We start from the raw sequence: 19,192 nt of genomic DNA, 5'->3' as shown, positions 1-19,192 counted from the left end.
ATCCACGCCCCTGCGTGAGGGGCGACGGTTGTCAGGTCGCCGACCGCATGCTCCTTGGCGGTTTCGATCCACGCCCCTGCGTGAGGGGCGACGTGGAGCCTATGCTACTGGCGAGAAAGGGTAGCCCGTTTCGATCCACGCCCCTGCGTGAGGGGCGACAACGCGGAAAGCCGCATCACCGCCGCCTCGACGAGTTTCGATCCACGCCCCTGCGTGAGGGGCGACGGGCCGGCATGGGATGGCGCTGCGCCGCTATCTGGTTTCGATCCACGCCCCTGCGTGAGGGGCGACTCGATCGTCGCGCCGGTTGCAATCGCGCAGCGCGCGTTTCGATCCACGCCCCTGCGTGAGGGGCGACAGGACAACGCCGATTCGGGCTCTGCCGATTACATGTTTCGATCCACGCCCCTGCGTGAGGGGCGACTTAGACGGTGGTACTGGCTTCGACATGACCGGTTGGTTTCGATCCACGCCCCTGCGTGAGGGGCGACCTGGTAACCCTGGCGCGCGGCGGTGCCGGCGTCGTTTCGATCCACGCCCCTGCGTGAGGGGCGACGGCGAAGACCCGTGTCATCCGCACCAGGCGAGACGTTTCGATCCACGCCCCTGCGTGAGGGGCGACTCAAGAATTTTTGAATAGGGACTCCCTACAGGATCTCCGTTTCGATCCACGCCCCTGCGTGAGGGGCGACCTTCGCGCCCATCGAGATCGCGATGTTTGACATAGTTTCGATCCACGCCCCTGCGTGAGGGGCGACCGGCTCTGCTGCAAACAGCGTTTGCGGCCACACTGTTTCGATCCACGCCCCTGCGTGAGGGGCGACGAGCCCTCCGTGGGTCTATCGAGGACCAGGTCTGTTTCGATCCACGCCCCTGCGTGAGGGGCGACAGCACGGACGCGTACGCCGCCGCCTATTCTGAGAGTTTCGATCCACGCCCCTGCGTGAGGGGCGACCATGTTCAAACGGAGGAAGTTTAGTGTCTCTTTCGTTTCGATCCACGCCCCTGCGTGAGGGGCGACGGTCCCCAGGATAAGCCAGCGAAACGGCAGAGGAAATGGCGCCGTCTGCGCGAAACGATGCCGTCGGCTCGCGCCGCGGCGGATGTTTGCAGCCTTCTCCGCTCATCGACCCCAGTTTTTCAACGCCTTGGCGCGAGCGCGAACCTCCCAGAAAAACCCGACACGCTTGCGGTTCGCGCCGCTCAGGCCGACACCTTTGGGTCGAAGAGCCCCTGCGCAAAGCCCGCCTAAGCTTCCCGGCAAGGCGGCTCCGCCTTGCCGGATCGGAATGCCGTCTTATGCGGCGTTGCGGAAATTCATGAGATCGACGGCATGGCGGGCGATCATGAATTCCTCGTTCGTCGGGATGATCGCGACAGGAAGCGTCGCCGGCGCGGAGATGAGGGTCTCTCCGCTTTCGTTCGCCGCCGCGTCGATCGAGATCCCGAGGAAGGCGAGGTAGTCGCAGATCCGCGCCCGAACCGGAGCCGAATGCTCGCCGATGCCCGCCGTGAAGACGAGCGCGTCGAGACCGCCCAGCGCACAGCAGAGCGCCCCGATCTCCTTCGCCACCCGGTAGCAGAAGAGATCGACCGCCTCTTTCGCCTCCGGCCGGTCACTCTCCAGAAGCACGCGCATGTCGTTGGAAATGCCAGAGACGCCGAGAAGCCCGGATTCCTGATAAAGGAGATGTTCGAGCGTATCGGCATCCATGCCCATCTCACGCATCAGATAGATCAGAATGCCGGGATCGAGGCTGCCGGAGCGCGTCCCCATCGGCACGCCTTCCAAAGCCGAAAAGCCCATCGTCGTGTCGATGCTACGCCCGTCTTTGAGGGCACAAAGGCTCGAACCGTTGCCGAGATGGGCAACGACCACACGGCCCTCGGCCACCTCCGGCAGCGTCTCGCGCAGCTTGCCGGAGATGTATTCATAAGACAGGCCGTGAAACCCGTAGCGCTGCACGCCCTTCTCGCTCAATCGCCGCGGCAGACCGTAAGTCTTCGCCATGAAAGGCTGCGAATGGTGAAACGCCGTATCGAAGCAGGCGATCTGCGGCAGGCCATCGAAGCTCTCGGCCAGCACCCGGATCGCCGAAACGTTCTGCGGCTGATGCAGAGGCGCAAGCGGAACCAAAGATTCCAGCTCGTCGAGCACTCGGTTGGTCACGCGGACCGGATGATGGAACCCGGCCCCGCCATGCACCACGCGGTGCCCGGCCGCGAGAAGCGGCAGATCCGGCAGGCGGGCGCGGATCCAGGCGATGAGATCGCGCAAGAGAGGTGCGACGTCGCCGGTATCCCGCTCCGCCCAGGATTCGCGGGCAAGCGAAGCACCTGACACATCCTTGACGGAGAATTCCGCCGCCGTGCCGATGCCGGTCACCTGGCCGGAAAACACGGGAGAAATGTTCTCGCCCTCCCTGCCCACTTGGAAGACGGTGAACTTGATGCTGGAGGAGCCGCTGTTGAGAACCAGGAGGGCGCCTTCGCGCGACATTTCTGACGACATGGCAGACTCCATTTCACGCAACCGCGGCATGGTTGGCGACGAGAGAGGCGAGCGCACAGGAGGACAGGCGGGAATCGAGGCTGTCGGCGCGGCTCGTCAGCATCACCGGAACGGCGGTGCCGAGAACGATGCCGGCGACCTCGGCGCGCCCGAGGAAAGTGAGTTCCTTGACGAGCATGTTGCCGGCCGCGAGATCGGGGACGAGCAGGATGTCGGGACGGCCCGCGACTTCCGAGACGATGCCCTTGGTTTGCGCCGCCTCTGCGGAGATGGCATTGTCGAAGGCGAGCGGCCCGTCGATGATGCCGCCGCGGATCTGGCCGCGATCGGCCATCTTGCAGAGCGCCGCCGCATCGACGGTCGACGGGATCTTCGGATTGACGGTTTCGACTGCGGAAAGAACCGCGACCCGCGGCGCCTCCACGCCCAGCGCCCGCGCCAGGTCGATGGCGTTTTGCGCAATATGCGCCTTGTCTTCGAGCGTCGGCGCGATGTTGACGACGCCGTCGGTGATCATCAGCGATTTCGGATAGGTCGGAACGCGCATCATGAAGACGTGGCTGATGCGCTTTGACGTGCGCAGGCCGCGGTCGCGCTTGACGACGGCGCCCATCAATTCGTCGGAATGCAGCGCCCCCTTCATCACCGCGCCGGTCTCCCCTTCCCGGGCGAGATCGATGCCGCGCGCGGCAGCGGCCGCCGCATTCGGCGCCTCGACGATGCGCAGGCCCGAAATATCGATCTCATGGGCGAGCGCGAGCTTCTCGATCATCGCGCTCGGACCGACGAGCACGGGATCGATCAGCGCCTCGCGCGCACCGTCGGCCGCACTGCGCAGAGAGGTCTCATCGCACGGATAGATGACGGAGGTCGGCAGCGGCGGCAGATGCGCGCAAAGCTCTTTGAGGCGGGCGAGCTGCGAGCGCGTTTCGGGGATCTGAGAAAAGGCGGTCATGGGAAAAGTCCTGGGATAAGCGGGGGGCATGAACGGGGGGACGAACGGGCGGAGGAAGCGGGCTCCCTGCCGCCTCCCGCCCGGAAGTGTGGACGGGCGGGAGGCGCGACCGCCGGACCGATCTGGAATGGGAGGGAGCTGTCGGGCCGGAGGTCGGGGGGAGCGAGGGAAGAGGATGACGGGTGGTTCAGCGCCTCAATCGCGGGCGACGCAGAGCGCCATGCCCATGCCGCCGCCGATGCACAACGTGGCGAGGCCCTTCTTGGCGTCGCGGCGCTGCATTTCGTTGAGAAGCGTCACCAGAATACGGGCACCGGAGGCCCCTATCGGATGGCCGAGCGCGATCGCCCCGCCATTGACGTTGACCTTGTCGGTGTCGAAATCGAGCTCGGTGTTGACGGCGATCGCCTGCGCGGCAAAGGCCTCGTTGGCCTCGATCAGATCGAGATCGGAGGCCGACCAGCCGGCCTTGTCGAGCGCCTTGCGCGATGCGGCGATCGGGCCGGTGCCCATGATCTTCGGATCGACGCCGGCGGTCGCCCAGGAGACGATGCGTGCCATCGGGATCGCGCCGCGCTTTTCGGCATTCGCCGCCGTCATCAAAACCACGCCGGCCGCACCGTCGTTGATGCCCGACGCATTGCCGGCCGTAACGCTGCCGGATTTGCTGAAGGCGGGCCTGAGCTTCGCAAGGCCTTCCGGCGTCGTGTCGGGGCGGATGAACTCGTCGGCGTCGACGATCGTCTCACCCTTGCGCGAATGCACGCTCACGGGAACGATCTCGGCGGCGAAACGACCCTCGTCACGGGCCGCTGCGGCCTTGCGCTGCGAGGCGGCGGCAAAGGCATCCTGCATCTCGCGGGTGATGCCGTAACCGTCGGCGACGTTCTCCGCCGTCATGCCCATGTGATAATCATTGAAGGCGTCCCACAGGCCGTCCTTGATCATCGTATCGACCATCTCGGCCGGCCCCATCTTGACGCCCTTGCGCAGATAGGTGGCATGCGGGGCGAGGCTCATATTCTCCTGCCCGCCGGCGATGATGACATTGGCGTCGCCGCAGGTGAGAGATTGCAGGCCGAGCGCCACGGCGCGCAGCCCCGAGCCGCAAACCTGGTTGACGGTCAAAGCCGTCGTGGTCACCGGCAGCCCGGCCTGGATCGCCGCCTGCCGCGCCGGATTCTGCCCGAGCCCCGCCGTCAGCACATGGCCGAGGATCACGTCGTCGACTTCCTGTGGGGCCAGGCCCGCTCGGCTCAGAAGCGCGCGGATGACGACCGCGCCGAGCTCTGCCGCCGGAACCGTGGAAAGCCCGCCTGCGAACGATCCGATGGCGGTGCGTGCGGCTGCGGTGATTACGATGTCAGTCATGATGGGATGTCCCATGAGAAGAGGTTGCTGCGCCCCCTCCCCGCCCCGTTGAAGGCGCCGGTGCTTTGTGCCGGGCGGCCGACGGTGCCGGGAGAGGATTGTTGTCGGCGGTCGCTCAGGCGGCCACCTTCATCTCGCCCACGGCGTCGGGAACGATGAGGCTCGCTTCGGTTGCCGCAAGGACGTCCTCGACGCTCGTTCCGGGTGCGACCTCGCTGAGGACGAGGCCGTCGGCCGTCGGCGTGATGACCGCCATTTCCGTCACGATCAGATCGACGCGGCGTTCCGCCGTCAGCGGCAGGCTGCATTCCTTGACGATCTTCGGCGCGCCCTTGGCGGTGTGCGTCATGGCGACGATCACCTTCTTCGCCCCGGCGACGAGGTCCATCGCCCCGCCCATGCCCGGCACCATCTTTCCCGGCACCATCCAGTTGGCGAGATAGCCGCGCTCGTCGACCTGCAGGCCGCCGAGCACCGTCACGTCGAGATGACCGCCGCGGATGAGGCCGAAGGAGAAGCCGGAATCGAAGCCCGCCGCTCCCGGAACCGCGCCGATCGGGTTGCCGCCGGCATCCGTCAGATCGAGATCTTCCAGACCCGGATGCGGCAGCATGCTCATGCCGATGATGCCGTTTTCGGACTGAAAGAAGACCTCCAGATCCTTCGGCAGATAGGATGCGACGAGCGTCGGCATGCCGATGCCGAGATTGACGAGATCGCCGGATTTCAGCTCCTGCGCGATCCGCTTGGCGATCAGAACCTTGTTATCCATGGCAGGCTTCCTTCGAGACCAGATAGTCGACCAGGACATGCGGCGTGGCGATCACATCGGGCGCCAGCGTTCCGACCGGGACGATCGCTTCGGCTTCGGCGAACACCTTGTCGGCCGCCATCGCCATCAGCGGATTGAAGTTCCTCGCCGTCAGCGCATAGGTGAGATTGCCGAGATAATCGGTGAGCTTGGCGTTGATGAGCGCCACATCGGCGCGCAACGGCTTGGCGAGCACATAGGTCTCGCCGTCGACCTCGAGCGTCGTCTCGCCTTCGGCCGCCAGCGTGCCGACGCCGGTGCGGGTGAGAACCCCGCCGAGGCCGAAGCCGCCCGCCCGGATGCGCTCGGCGAGCGTGCCCTGCGGCACCAGCTCCACGTCGAGCTCCTCGGCGATCATCAGCTTCTGGGTGACCGGATTGGTGCCGATATGGCTGGTGACGACCTTGCGCACGAGGCCGGCATCGATGAGCTTGCCGATGCCGATGCCGGGTTTCGCCGTATCGTTTGAGATGATCGTGAGATCGGACTTCTTCTGCCGAACCAGGGCATCGATCAGCCGCGGCGGCGTGCCGGAGCCCATGAAACCGCCGATCATCACCACCGCGCCGTCTTCGATCCGTTCAACGGCATCGTCGACGCAGATGACTTCGCACATGATATTTTCCTTGCCTGCGAGAGGGTTTCTTCGGGGGAGGACCGGTCTGCGCCGAAGGCCTGCCGGAAGGGGGGAGTTCCTCCCCCGAAGAGGGGCTCAGACGTCGCTGTCGGGGATTTCCAGCGCCAGAAGCGCGGAGCCGAGACATTTGCCGTGCGGGTCGAGAGCCAGAGAGCGGGTGACGCCGCCGCCGAGCGCTTCGTACATGACGAAGTTCAGGGCGCCGATGCTGGGCAGTTCGTAGCGGACGACGTCGCCGTGAACGATGCCCTTGAAATGCTCCTTCACCCGTTCGGCCGTCACATGGGCGGCAAGCCGCGCATAATCTTTCTCGTCATAGGCAATGACCGAGATGTTGGAGATGTCGCCTTTGTCGCCGGTACGCGAATGGGCAATGTCGAAGAGTTTCATGATTGCACCTCAATGATCTGGATCCGCGGGGTCACGGCTGCCCGTGGCACGAGGGCGGAAAGCATCGCCACGACCTGGCGGGCCGATTTGGTCGCACCGCCGCCGCCGGCCGGGCCGTTCGTGTAGAGGGTCTCCACCTCGTTGCCGATGCGCACGGCCTCTTTCATGCTCTCGCAACGGCCGGTGACACGGGCACGCACTTCTGTGGGTTCCGGCTGGGGCGCGAGGACGTCGCGATGGATGGCGTTGACGCCGATGAGGTCGTAGCGCAGCTCGCTGCTTTTAAGCCCGATGATGCCGAGCCGCTCCTGGACGATCTCCAGAGCGAGCTTCGCCCGGGCCAAGGCGCCCGGTCCCGCATAGGAGATCTGCCCCTCGCCGATATATCCGTCGACATAGCCGACGGAGACCTTCAGCGTCGCCGGCCTCTCGCGGCCCGTCACGCCCTCGACCCGCACCCGGTCCGGGCCTTCCTGGGTGAAGGTGATCTGCGAGAAATCGGCCGTCACGTCGGGCGTCAGATAGCTCTTCGGATCATGCACCTCGTAGAGGATCTGCTCTTTGCAGGTGTCGGTCGTGACGTGACCGCCCGCGCTCTCCACCTTGGTGATGACGAAGCTGCCGTCCTCGCTGACTTCCGCGATCGGAAAGCCGAGACGGCCGAGACCCGGCACGTCCTTGCGGCCCGGCTCTGCGAAATAGCCGCCGGTGACCTGGCCGCCGCATTCCAGAAGATGGCCGACGGCCGTCCCCTTGGCGAGATGCGCCCAATCGTCGAAGGCCCAGCCGAACTCCTTGATCTGCGGAGCAAGAAACAGCGCCGGATCCGCAACGCGGCCGGTGATGACGACATCGGCCCCCTGCTCCAGCGCCTCCACGATCGGCGCGGCGCCGAGATAGGCATTGCCGGAGACGAGCACATTCGACATCGACGCCGCCGGCTGCCCGGTCTCGGTGATCTTGATGTCGCCGGACTTCAAGGTCTCCAGAACGTCGTCGCCGGACACGGAGGCGATTTTCAGGGAAAGCCCCTGTGCAGCCGCGATTTCCCGGGTCTTCTCGGCCCCGGCTTGCGGGTTCGCCGCGCCCATATTGGTGATGATCTTGATGCCCTTTTCGGCACAGACCTTGAGAACGGTCTCCATGCGCTCTGCCAAGAGAGCGTCGTAACCCTTGCTGGGATCGGCGAGCTTCGCCTTCTGGGCGATGGCGATCGTGCGCTCGGCCAGGCACTCGAAGACGAGGTAGTCGATCTTGCCTTTTTGGGCGAGCTCGAGCGCCGGCTCGATGCGGTCTCCGGAATACCCGGCACCGGCACCGATACGAATGGTTTTCATGATGAAATACTCCTGGAATGAAACGTCAGGCTCGGAGCGGGCCGGGCGTTAGAAGGGGAAGACACCGATCAGGGCGGCGCAGAACGTCATCAGGACGGAGGCGCCGAACAGGAAGGGGATCGCAAATCTCTGGTGTTCGCCGAGCGAGATGCCGGTCAGACCGACCACCAGGAAGGTGGCGGGGGTGAGCGGGCTCACCGGGAAACCGGTCGTCATCTGGCCGAGGATGGAAGCCTGGGCGATTTCGATCGGGGCACCACCGAAGTTCTCGTAGACATGGGCCACGACCGGCATGACGCCGAAGTAATAGGAGTCCGGGTCGAACAGGAGACTGAGCGGCATGGCGATGATGCCGAGACCGAACGGGATATGCTGGGCCATCGCCTCCGGCACGAAGCTGGCAGCACCTTGCGCCATCGCGGTCAACATGCCCGTCCCGCGCATGATGCCGGTGAAGGAGCCCGCGGCGAAGAGGATGGTCGCCATCATCAGAGCAGCCTTGGCATGGGCATCGACCCGCGCCTTCTGATCGTCGACCTTCGGATAGTTGATGATGAGAGCGATGACGGTGCCGATCATGAACATGATCGCGGCAGGAACCACACCCGACATCATCGTCCCGAGCACGCCGAGGGTGAGCAGGATGTTGACCCAGAAGAGCTTCGGACGGCGGGTTTTCTGTTCCGCTTCCGTGAGCACCCGGCCCGTGACGACGGCTTCGCCGGGGGCATCCGCGCCGCCGGTCAGGCCGAGACGCTTCTCTTCGCGCCGACCCAGAAGATAGGCGGTCGTGAAGGTGAAGAGGAGGCCGACGACCTGCACCAGAATGAGCGGGTTGAAGATGTCGGTGACGGGAACGCTGAGCGCAGCCGAGGCACGCAGCACCGGGCCGGTCCACGGCAGGAAGTTGACGCCGGCGGCGAGAGACGCGACCAGAGCCAGAACGCGACGATCCATGCCGAGCCGGTCATAGAGCGGCAGCATGGCAGGGATGGTGATAAGGAACGTCACCGCACCCGACCCGTCCAGATGGATGATCAGCGCAAGCAGCGCCGTCCCCATGACGATGCGTGTCGGCCGCAGGCCGACGGCCTTCAGGATCCGGTCGATGATCGGGTCCATCATGCCGGCGTCGGTGACGATGCCGAAGAAGACGATCGCAAAGACGAACATCGCCGCGACCGGCGCAATTCCTTTGAGCCCATCGACGATGAACTTCGCGGTATCAAGACCGAAACCGCCGATCAGGGCGGCAACCAAAGGCACGAGGATCAGAGCGACCAGTGGCGAAAGCCGGTTGGTCATGATCGACGTGAGCAGAACGAGGATTGTTATGAGTCCGAGTAGAGCCAACATGGCTTGACCTCAACTGGCTTGCCCCCAAGCAACGTATAATTTGGTTCCAGGGGCCCGTTTTTTGGGATCTACTGATGAAACAGAAAATACAGGCGCCACTTTCCACGCGGATTTACGATCCGCATGAGGAAGATATACGTCGCTTAACTGCTTTTGATCTGAGGCAACCTCATCTCGGTTAAAGAATGTGTCAGAAGAACGACGTTTAAGGAATTGAATTTATTGGAACGGACTAATAGGAAAAGATTATAAGTGAGCACCCTGGTCTCGCTCTGAGCTGGCGAAGAATGCCCGAAAAATGAGCGCCTTACGCCGGCGGCACGCTGTTCCGAGCCTCCGCCCGGCGAACACGCCGAAAGCCGGCATGTTCTCACAGCAGAATTGAGTACACTCGACGTCAGCCGGCTCACCAGCCGCAGAATCGGGATGGAGCTTTGCAGGCATTTGCACCTTTGCGCGGGGCCGAGGAACGAAGACCAAAGCGGGAGCCGGCGCGACTGCACAGGAAATGCTCTTTGCTGAAAAAACGCGCGGGCGCCGACGCATGCCCCCCGCCGGCAGAGCTATTGCCAAGGAAGTAAAAAGGTTTCTGCCACGCCGACGGCCTCGAACGGCCATCGGCTCGCCGCCTTTTCGCCGCAATGTCTGATGCGGACGACGTCCTGTTGAAGCGACCGAAGACGCTGGGGTGATCCCCCTCTTCGCTCCTTCTGTCCTGAATCAGGAGGCCTTGCGTTCCACCGCCCCGATCGGCTCGGAGCGGCGTACGGAGCGGAAATTCGCGCTCGGGAGATTGCCCGCCGTATCCTGCACGGCCTGGATGAAATGCTCCACGACCGGGCTCAGATAGCGCCCGGATTTGCGGATGATGCCGACGCGGCGGTTGAGCCAGGGCGCGTCGATGCGCTTGAAGCCGAGGCCCATCGTATGGCCGGAATCGACCGCCGATGTCGGCAGGATGCCGATGCCATAGCCCGCCCGCACCATTCCGAGCGCGGTCGACATGTAATTCACGTCGCCGGCGATATGGACTTCCACCCCCTCGCGCGCCAGCGCTCGTTCGAAGAGCACGCGCACGCTGCTGTTGCGGCTCGTCAAAATGAGCGGATAGGGCGCGCAATCCTTGATGGTGAGAACGGGCGGCGCGTCCTCGATCGGGTGCCCCCGCCGGAAGAAGGCGCAGATATGGTCGGTGATGAAATTCTCGACCTTGATGTCGCGGTCGGGCGTCAGGCGGATGCCGATGCCGAAATCGACCTGTTCGGCCTTCACCAGATTGATGATGTCGTCGGCGACCACGTCGCGGATGCGCACGCTGATATTGGGATGCGTGCGCCGAAACGAAACGAGCGCCTTCGGCAGCAGGCTGGCGGAGACGGAAGGAAGGGCGGCCACGCGTACCGCCCCGCGCCGCGCATAGGCGAGATCGGTGCTGGCGATCACCACGTCTTCGAGATCGGTGACGATGCGTTCAAACATCGGCAAAAGGTTGCGCCCCGCCGGCGTCAGCGAGACTTGTCTTTTGTTGCGATCGAAGAGCTTGATGGAGAGGACCTCTTCAAGCTGATTGATCTGCACCGTCAACGCCGGCTGCGAGATGTTGAGGTCTTCCGCCGCGCGGGTGAAACGCAGATGCTTCGCAACGGCGAGAAAGGCCCGAATCTGGCGGACATTGGGCGTCCGTACCGGAGAAACTCTCGCCATTTCAGCCTCGCTGAACCCAAGGAACGCCGATTGGCGCCGATGCTGCCCGCCCTCGGCGACAGGCGCTAGCAACCGGATCGACCGGACGTTTTCGGTCCCGAATACTGGCGCCAAAGTTGCGCGAAGAGCACCAGAAAGAACCGCGCGGCCCTTCTAACTCATTCTTTCCACGCAAGAAACGTTCCGGAGTGATCGCAAAGACGCAGAATGTCGCAGGTCGGCTCCGAACCGATTGATCCGCCCCGTTTTTTTGCGCCGAACCCGCGACCGCTGCCTCATCGGAACGGCGCCGGGTCCACACTCCGGCAGAACGGAAACCTCAAGCGCTTGCGACCCGCATCAGCACGAGCCCCGAAACGATCAGGAGCGCGGCCAAAATCCTCGCCGCATTCACCGGCTCACCCAGAAAGACGATCCCGACGACGAAGGCGCCCATCGCTCCGATGCCGGTCCAGATCGTGTAGGCGGTGCCGAGCGGGATGCTGCGCATGGCGACCGCCAAAAGCCACAGGCTCGCCGCCATGGCGATCACCGTAATGAGTGACGGAATGAGCCGACTGAAGCCATACGACTGCTTCATCGCAAAGGCCCAGATGACTTCGAGAATACCGGCGACGACGAGATAGATCCAAGGCACGAGCCCCTCCACGATTGATGGGCCAGGCCGTCCTGGACATTGCAGCCCGAAATGGGCGACCCGAGCTTGGGCAACCCGAGCTGGGGCAGCCCGAGCTGGGGCAGCCCGAGCTGGGGCAGCCCGAGCTGGGGCATCCCAAGCTGGGGCCAAACCAGGCTGGGGCCAAACCAGGCTGGGGGGAGGTCGTCCTCCTTTTGACGCGGGATCTATCTCCCGCCACCGCCTCCGCCAAGACCTCGTGCGAAAATCCCCCCGAACTTACCGGCGAGCGGGCCCGGCCCCCGCGCTCTCGATGAGCCCCCGCGCCACCGCCACACCGTCCTCGTTGGAGATCAGCGCCCCAATCTCCGCCGCCCTCTCCCGCATCTCCTGCGATTGCGTCATCACGCGAAGGGCCGCCGCAAGCCGCCCCGCGGTGAGCTTTCCTCTTGGGATCGGTTTCGGGCCTGCGCCGATCGCATGCACCCGCGCGCCCCAGAACGGCTGATCGCCAAAAAACGGCACGACGAGCGACGGCTTTCCGGCTCGAAGCGCGGCGGCCGTCGTTCCCGCACCGCCGTGATGCACGATCGCCGCCATTTTGGGAAACAGCCAGGAATGCGGCGCCTCCTTGATGAGGAGCACATTCTCCGGCAAGTCCTCGGCCTTCAACGCCCCCCAGCCGCTCGCCAGAATGCCTCGCACGCCGGCGGCGACCAAAGCCTCCACCGAGAGCCGGGCGAGCGTCTCCGGCTGCCGCACCGACATCGAGCCGAAGCCGACATAGACGGGCGGCCGGCCGGCCGCGAGAAATGCGGCAAGCGCATCGGGCGGCGTCCAATCGGCGTCGTCGGGCAGAAACCAATAGCCGGTGACATGGGCGCTCTCGGGCCAGTCCTCGGGGCGCGGCAGCACCACCTCGCTGAAGCCGTGCAGCACCGGGATATCGCTCCCGTCGCTTCGCGTCAGCGGCTCGTAGCTCTTGATCGCAGGCAGATCGAGCGAGCCCCTGAAATCCTGGATGAGAGGCCCGAAAACCCTTTTCACGACGCCATTGGTGAGCCCGTAGCTCGCCTTGTTGACCCAGCCCCCCAGGGGCAGTCGCGGCAGAATCGCGAAGCGGAAAGCCCGCGTTGGCACATGCATCGGCACGGGCGTCGCGAGCACGCAGGCGCAGCCGAGCTTGTCGGCGATCGAGGGCGCAGCGGCCGCTTTCGAATGATAGACGATGATCTCGGGATCAAACGCCCGGGCAACCTCCCAGCATTCCTGTATCAGCGCCTGCTGCAAGGGCTTCAGCTGCCGCCACATCTCGAGGCTGCTTTTGACGACCTGAAAGAGGCCGCCGCCCTTCTCCAACAGCGCCTTGCCCTGATCGGTGTCGAGGATCGCAAGAAGCGCGTCGCTGAGCGGCCCGAAGCGCAATCCATGCGCCTCGACGAAGCCCTGAAACCGCCGGCTCGTCGCCAGCACGACGTCATGGCCATGCGCCTCGAGCCCGAGGCCCAGCGCCACATAGGGCTCGACATCGCCGCGCGATCCATAGGTGAGGATGAGCACTTTCATGTGCGTCTCCTATGGGCTTTCCGCAAAGCGATCGGTCTCGTGCGCGCATCTCATCGCGACGATCGTTCCGTCATCGCCGAGCGCCTGTAAAGCGTGGCGGCAAAGCCCGCCTGCCGGGGAAGCGGAAAAAAGCCGGACTGGCCGTCAAAACACTGCGTGGTCGCCGCGTTCCACGCGCGCTTCGCCTGTGACGAGCCGCGCATAGAAATCGAACAGCGTTTCGGTGCCGTAGGACGGCGTCGCCGCCGCGTCGTAGCGCCCGGTCTCGGGATTGAGGAGCAGCATCGATTCCGTCGCGTAATAGCGCCCGATCCGGGCGAGCTCCGCCTTGGCGCGCAGCTTCGGCGAGAACCTGCCAAGCCCGCTCAGCCCGGCGATGATCGCATCCATCAGCGCCACCGGCACATGCTTGAATTTCGGCTCCTTACCCAGAAGCTGAAACAGCCTTTCCCCCTGTTCGATCGGCGTCACCGCATCGCCCGGCCCGCCGATCGGCAGGATCTTGTCGTGGCGGTTGTCGTCATCCACGCATTCGGCGAGATAGCGCCCGAGATCGTCGTCGCTGATCGGCTTGCACGCCGTCAGCCGCCCGTCGCCGAAGAGAAGATAGGGCTTTCCGGCGCGCAGCCGGTCGATCTGGCCGGCGAGCGATTTGAAGAAGGCCGTCGGCCGCACGATCGAATAGGTGAGCCCCGACGCGATCAATTCCTTCTCGAAGGCGAGTTTCGCCTGCTGGAAGGCGAGAAGCGGTTTCTGCACGCAGATCGCCGACAGAAGCACCATCTGGCTCACACCCGCCGCCCGCGCCGCGGCAAGGGCGTCGGAATGCGCCTGATAATCGATCGCCCAGGCGTCTTTTTCTCCGCCGGTGCGCGAGGCAAGGCAGGAGACGAGAACGTCGAAAGGCTCGCCGGAAAACCCGTCGCGTCTGAGCGAAGCCGGGTCAGTCACCTCGCCGAAGCGCAGTTTTGCCCCCTCCAGAAGCTTCGCCGTCCCCTCCGGCGTCAGCGCCCCGCCGACACCGGCTTTCGGCCGCACGAAGCAGACGACCTCATGGCCGCGGGCAACGAGCGCCCTCGCCGTGGCACGACCGATCGTGCCAGTCGCGCCCAGAACGAGGATGCGTTTGGGCCTCAGATCGCTCGCATTCTGTGGATCCGTCATCGCTTCGCCCGCAGGACTGGCATGGCGCAAAGAAAGTCGTGCATCGCGTCAGCTAGCGGACCGAACCGACTGAACGCAATGGGACAAGACCTCGCTGCGGACCTGCCACGGCGCTGGACGCGACCGCCAGAACACCCTCACCCGCGTTCGATCGTGACCTTCACGTCGCTCGGCCGGCCGAAATAGGGTGCAGACGTCACCAGCACGTCGCAGCCCGTCGCCGCATAGCGCGCCGCATTCGCCTCGTTGACGCCTCCGGCCATCGCCACCACCGGCCGCGGCGTCAGGCTGGCCACCCGCCGCATCATCTCCGCAACCGCCTCTGGCTCGAGCTTTTCCAGCTGGATGACATCGGCCCCGGCCTTCGCGAGCGCCTCGGCCTCGTCGAGGTCATCGCTCTCCACCACGATCTTCTTCTCCGGCGCCCGCCGCTTCAGCGCCGTCATCCACCCCGCCATATCGTCGCCCAGAAACACGCGATGCTCCGGAAAGACCAGGATCGTTTCCGACAGTCCGAGCCGGTGGATGCCGGCCCCGCCGGCCATCACCGCCTTGATGGAAATCTCCTTGGTGCCGGGAAAATTCTTGCGCGTGCAGGCGACGACGATCTCCGGCGCCTCCGCCCGCGCCGCCTCGACGATCCGGTTGGCGCGCGTGGCGATGCCGGAGGCGTATTCGACGAGCGTCTGCGACACCTTCCAGGCCTTGTGCAGCGCTGCGGCCGGCCCGACCGCACTCAAGAACACCGTCCCCGCCGCGATCTTCGAGCCGCTCGGCAACGCCGAAGCGATCTCGCCGCCCGCGCACCGGATCATCCGCGCCGCCTCTTCCGACCCGCACAGAACCATCTTATCCCGGGCGGCAAAGCTCATGCGCCCGGCCTTCCCGCCGATCTGAAGCGCCTGCGTGGTGAGGTCCCCATAAGGCGCATCCTGCGCGACAAGCCGGTTGAGATCGGCATCGGAAAGATCAGGCATGTGGGATTCCTTCTGACTGGGGAGAGGCACTGCAGGCGAAACCGTCGGGAGCCTCTTTCCCGGCAGCACGAGCCCGCACCCGCCATGATCGCCACGAACATCTTCGAGGGAAGCCGGACGCGCTGCGGCCTTCAGCCTCCCCTCGTGCATCGCCAGCACCTCGTCGCCGAGCGCGAAGGCTTCATCGAGGTCGTGCGTGACCATGAGCGTCGTCAGGCCGAACTCGTCGTGGAGCCGCTTCACCTCGCCTTGCAGATGCCGGCGCGTCTGATCGTCGAGGCTGCTGAACGGCTCGTCGAGAAGGAGAAGCGACGGCGCACCTATCAAAGCACGGGCAAGCGCCACGCGCTGCTTCTCGCCTCCGCTGATCCGTGTTGGGCGCCGCTTGGCGAGATGGCCGATCCGCAACTGTTCCAGGAGTTTCGCGATCCGCGCCTGCCGCGCCGCCGGATCGAGCCGCTGCCGCTCCAGGGCGAGCAGAAGGTTGCCGGCGACGCTGCGATGCGGGAAGAGGCAGAGATCCTGCGGCACATAGCCGATCGCCCGCTCATGCGGCGCCGCTCTCTCGATCGCCGCCCCGCCCCACAGGATCTGGCCGGCATGGCGCACGAGCCCGGCGATCGCCTTCAAAAGCGTGGATTTCCCGGCCCCCGACGGCCCGATCAGCGTGACGAAGGCGCCGCGTTCGATCCGGCAATCGACGTCGTGCAGAATGCCGTTGCGTACGCCTTCGAGGGTAAGCCCGCCCGTCATGCCCGTTTCAGCCCGCGCATCATGAGAAGCAGTGCGAAAGCGGTCACAAGCAGCACCAGCGCACAGGCGACCGCCACCTCAACCTCGCCCGTCGCCATGTTGAGATAGATCGCCATCGGCAAGGTTTCGGTGCGAAAGCGCGTCGCGCCGGCGACCATCAGCGTCGCGCCGAATTCGCCGAGCGCCCGCGCCCAGGCGAGAATGGCACCGGAGACGATGCCGCCAGCGGCCAGCGGCAGATCGATGGCGAAGAAGACGCGCGCGGGTGTGAGACCGAGCGTCCCGGCGACGTCGCGATAGCCGGGATCCACCGCCTCGAACGCCGCTTTCGCACTCCGGACGATGATGGTCGTTGCAATAAAGGTCTGGGCGAGCACCATGCCGGCCGGCGAGAACAGGAACACCGCCCCGATTTCCGCAAGCGGCGGCAGCGGCGAGGAGCGCCCGATGACGAAGAGGAGCCCGAGCCCGGCAACGAGCGGCGGCATGACGAGCGGCAGGTCGAGAAGCGTGTCGACGAGCGCCATGCCCCGGAACCGCCGCCGCGCCAGAAGATAGGCGGCCGGCACACCGAGAAGAAGCGAAAGAGCAAGCGAGATCAGCGACGTCGAAAACGACAGGCGCAGCGCAAACAGCGTCTCCGCTTCGCTCAGCGCCCGAAACAGTTCGTGCGGCGTGAGCCTTGCCCCGAGCCCGAGAATGACGAGCCCGATTGCAGCGGCAATGATGAGAAGCGGAACCGCAAGCAGCACATCGAGCGGGATGGGCAGCCGTGGCGCCCGCCCGCTCATTCGCCGTCGCTTGCGACCGGCGTGAAGCCGAAGCGCTTCCACACCGCGCGCCCTTCGTCGGAGGCGAGTTTCTCCGCAAAGGCCTCGGCCGCGTCGGGCTCCTTGGCGGTCGTCAGAACCACCACCGGCACGATCTCGACCGTGTACCATTCCTTCGGGATCGCAACGACAGTGACCTTGTCCGGGTTCATCGCCGCGTCGCTCGCCGCGATGATCGCCGCATCGACATCGCCGTCGAACACGTAAAGGGCGAGCTGTTTCACTGTCGCCGCCCGCACGGTGACGTTCGGCAGGATTTTCTCTGCCATGCCGGAGGCTTTGAGAATGTCTTCCGCCGTACGCCCCAGCGCCATCGCCTCCGGATCGCCGAGCCCGAGGCGGACGCCCGGCTTGGCTAGATCGGAGAACGTTGTGATCTCGCCCGCCTTCGCCTTCGTCACCGCCAGCACCGGCCCATGCTCGACGAGAAGCCGCATCGACCGCACGAGCCCCTTTGCCTCGAGCTTGTCGCTGTAGAAGGTCGAGCCCGGAACGAAGACGTCGCCTTCGCCCGCCTCCGCGTAGCGCGCCATGATCTGGCCGGAGCCGCCGAATTCGATGACGACATTCGTGCCGGTCTCCGCCTTGAACAGATCGGCGATCGCACTCACCGGCTGGCGCAGCCCGGCGCCGGCATAGACATGAAGCTCGTCGGCCATGGCCCGCGGCGCCACGAGCACCAGAACCAGTGCCAGAACCAGCGCCACTCCTGGCAGAAAATGTCTCTTCGCCATTTCTCAGCTGCCCCCCCGCTCGATGAGAAATTCTCCGATATATAGTTCAACTATACAGCGATAACGCAAGACCACCCTTCGTCGTATCCGGGAAAGCGATGTCCCGGCGCCTTTGCCGGCGCGCACGGCGATTCCGTCCGTTAAATCCGCGCCTGCGCGGTTGCCTCCCCGAAAAGCCGGTGCCAATCATCTGGAAAGGCCGCCCGGAGATTGGACGTGAACGAAACCCGCACCCGCGCCCTTCTGGCGCTTCTCGTCGTTCTTCTCGCCCTTCTCTTGCTGCAACCCTATGTCGACCGCCTTCTCTTCTCGGCGACCGCGCCGCGTCCGATCGCACCGCGCGCCGAGCTTTCCGATTTCGAGCGTTCCAGCGTCTCCGTTTTCGAGGAGATCGCCCCCTCCGTCGTCCAGGTGGTGGCGCGCCCGCGGGGAGCGAGTTTCGGCCAGAGCAACGGCCTGCAATCGGGCACCGGCTTCGTCTGGGACGAGGCCGGCCACATCGTCACCAACAACCATGTGGTCGAAAACGCAGTGGCCCTTTCCGTGCGTCTTGCCGATGACGAGGTGGTGTCGGCCACCCTCGTCGGCCGCGCCCCCAATTACGATCTCGCCGTCCTCCGCCTTGCCCCGCGCACCCGCCTGCCGCCGCCGGTGCCGCTCGGCACCACCGACGATTTGAAGGTCGGCCAGACCGCCTATGCGATCGGCAATCCCTTCGGCCTCGACCAGTCCTTGACGATGGGCATCATCTCCGCCCTGAAGCGCCGCCTGCCGACGAGCGGCGGCCGTGAGATCGCCGACGTCATCCAGACCGATGCGGCGATCAATCCCGGCAATTCCGGCGGCCCCCTGCTCGATTCCGCCGGCCGGCTCATCGGCATCAACACGGCGATATTCTCCCCATCCGGCGCCAATGCCGGCATCGGCTTCGCCATTCCCGTCGATGTGGCGAACCGCGTCGTCCCCTCCCTCATCTCCTCGGGGCGCGTGCCGACACCCGGCATCGGCATTCTGGCGGCGGATGAATCGATCGCCGCCCATCTCGGCATATCGGGCGTCGTCATCGCCGGAATCGTGCCGGGCTCGCCCGCCGACCGGGCCGGCATCGAAGGCCTCAACCAGTACCGCGGCACCATCGGCGACGTCATCGTCGGCATCGACGGCGAGGACGTCCGCGGCCTCACCGGCCTCACTCAAAAACTCGAAGCGGCAGGCGTCGGCGGCAATGTCGAGCTCACGCTCGAACGCGACGGCCGCACCCGCGACGTCACCGTCGACGTGGTCGATATCGGCCAGCAATAGCGCTCCGCCACAACATCCCTCGCAGCGCCCCGCCACGCCCGGAAGACATCGCACAAAGTGCGTATACGTGGACCCTCACAGAGCGCCAGAAGCGTTCTGCCGCCCGCTTCCGCGGCGTCATCTTCCAGCATTTCCAAGGTTTTTTGATCGTTTTCCTCATCAAACAGGAAACGGTTG

The 19,192-nt window shown here is 65.1% G+C and carries 16 protein-coding genes and 1 CRISPR repeat array (1 of these 17 cut by a window edge); of the genes, 1 reads left to right on the top strand and 15 read right to left on the bottom strand.

What is annotated here, in order from left to right; all coding sequences use genetic code 11:
• Positions 1 to 1,021: a CRISPR direct-repeat array (repeat unit 32 nt; unit sequence GTTTCGATCCACGCCCCTGCGTGAGGGGCGAC); it reaches 537 nt to the left of the window's first position.
• A gap of 276 nt (positions 1,022 to 1,297) precedes the next feature.
• The 15 genes from J2R99_RS11410 to modA form a co-directional block, all read right to left on the bottom strand.
• The gene (locus J2R99_RS11410; RefSeq protein WP_307154602.1) at positions 1,298 to 2,512 is read right to left on the bottom strand and encodes an acetate/propionate family kinase; all 1,215 of its coding nucleotides are present in this window, start codon (positions 2,510 to 2,512) and stop codon (positions 1,298 to 1,300) included.
• A gap of 13 nt (positions 2,513 to 2,525) precedes the next feature.
• Complete coding sequence (locus J2R99_RS11405; RefSeq protein WP_261214573.1) at positions 2,526 to 3,467, bottom strand: bifunctional enoyl-CoA hydratase/phosphate acetyltransferase; 942 nt, start codon at positions 3,465 to 3,467, stop codon at positions 2,526 to 2,528.
• Positions 3,468 to 3,662: 195 nt separating this feature from the next.
• Complete coding sequence (locus tag J2R99_RS11400) at positions 3,663 to 4,838, bottom strand: acetyl-CoA C-acetyltransferase (protein WP_307154601.1); 1,176 nt, start codon at positions 4,836 to 4,838, stop codon at positions 3,663 to 3,665.
• Positions 4,839 to 4,953: 115 nt separating this feature from the next.
• Positions 4,954 to 5,610, bottom strand: a complete 657-nt coding sequence (locus tag J2R99_RS11395; RefSeq protein ID WP_128291325.1) for a 3-oxoacid CoA-transferase subunit B — start codon at positions 5,608 to 5,610, stop codon at positions 4,954 to 4,956.
• Positions 5,603 to 6,265, bottom strand: a complete 663-nt coding sequence (locus J2R99_RS11390; protein ID WP_307154600.1) for a CoA transferase subunit A — start codon at positions 6,263 to 6,265, stop codon at positions 5,603 to 5,605. The genes J2R99_RS11395 and J2R99_RS11390 overlap by 8 nt, the downstream gene beginning before the upstream one ends.
• A 96-nt stretch (positions 6,266 to 6,361) precedes the next feature.
• Positions 6,362 to 6,676, bottom strand: a complete 315-nt coding sequence (locus J2R99_RS11385) for an AtuA-related protein (protein WP_128291323.1) — start codon at positions 6,674 to 6,676, stop codon at positions 6,362 to 6,364.
• The gene (locus J2R99_RS11380; RefSeq protein ID WP_307154599.1) at positions 6,673 to 8,013 is read right to left on the bottom strand and encodes an acyclic terpene utilization AtuA family protein; all 1,341 of its coding nucleotides are present in this window, start codon (positions 8,011 to 8,013) and stop codon (positions 6,673 to 6,675) included. Before J2R99_RS11380 ends, J2R99_RS11385 begins: the two co-directional genes overlap by 4 nt.
• Positions 8,014 to 8,061: 48 nt before the next feature.
• Positions 8,062 to 9,369: a CitMHS family transporter gene (locus J2R99_RS11375; RefSeq protein WP_307154598.1), complete on the bottom strand. Its 1,308-nt coding sequence runs from the start codon at positions 9,367 to 9,369 to the stop codon at positions 8,062 to 8,064.
• A gap of 720 nt (positions 9,370 to 10,089) precedes the next feature.
• On the bottom strand, positions 10,090 to 11,073 hold the full coding sequence (locus J2R99_RS11370) for a LysR family transcriptional regulator (RefSeq protein WP_307154597.1): 984 nt from the start codon (positions 11,071 to 11,073) through the stop codon (positions 10,090 to 10,092).
• A 319-nt stretch (positions 11,074 to 11,392) separates the two neighbouring features.
• A complete protein-coding gene (locus J2R99_RS11365; protein ID WP_307154596.1) occupies positions 11,393 to 11,710 on the bottom strand; it encodes a DMT family transporter in 318 nt (105 codons plus the stop codon).
• 258 nt (positions 11,711 to 11,968) lie between these two features.
• The gene (locus J2R99_RS11360; protein WP_307154595.1) at positions 11,969 to 13,255 is read right to left on the bottom strand and encodes a glycosyltransferase; all 1,287 of its coding nucleotides are present in this window, start codon (positions 13,253 to 13,255) and stop codon (positions 11,969 to 11,971) included.
• Positions 13,256 to 13,399: 144 nt separating this feature from the next.
• On the bottom strand, positions 13,400 to 14,419 hold the full coding sequence (locus tag J2R99_RS11355) for an NAD(P)H-binding protein (RefSeq protein ID WP_307154594.1): 1,020 nt from the start codon (positions 14,417 to 14,419) through the stop codon (positions 13,400 to 13,402).
• Positions 14,420 to 14,556: 137 nt separating this feature from the next.
• Positions 14,557 to 16,149, bottom strand: coding sequence for a ModD protein (gene modD / locus J2R99_RS11350; RefSeq protein ID WP_307154593.1), 1,593 nt, complete (start codon positions 16,147 to 16,149; stop codon positions 14,557 to 14,559).
• Positions 16,146 to 16,940, bottom strand: coding sequence for an ABC transporter permease (locus tag J2R99_RS11345; protein ID WP_307154592.1), 795 nt, complete (start codon positions 16,938 to 16,940; stop codon positions 16,146 to 16,148). The genes modD and J2R99_RS11345 overlap by 4 nt, the downstream gene beginning before the upstream one ends.
• Entirely contained in the window at positions 16,937 to 17,713 is a 777-nt protein-coding gene (gene modA / locus J2R99_RS11340; RefSeq protein WP_307154591.1) for a molybdate ABC transporter substrate-binding protein, read from the bottom strand. The genes J2R99_RS11345 and modA overlap by 4 nt, the downstream gene beginning before the upstream one ends.
• A gap of 216 nt (positions 17,714 to 17,929) precedes the next feature.
• Between modA and J2R99_RS11335 the strand changes: the two genes are divergently transcribed.
• Positions 17,930 to 19,015: a S1C family serine protease gene (locus J2R99_RS11335; protein ID WP_307154590.1), complete on the top strand. Its 1,086-nt coding sequence runs from the start codon at positions 17,930 to 17,932 to the stop codon at positions 19,013 to 19,015.
• Positions 19,016 to 19,192 lie beyond the last annotated feature (177 nt).

Source organism: Rhodopseudomonas julia, from assembly GCF_030813515.1.
GTDB lineage: Bacteria > Pseudomonadota > Alphaproteobacteria > Rhizobiales > Afifellaceae > Afifella > Afifella julia.
Note: the sequence above shows the minus strand (reverse complement) of the source record. Positions and strands in the feature narration are given on the sequence as shown.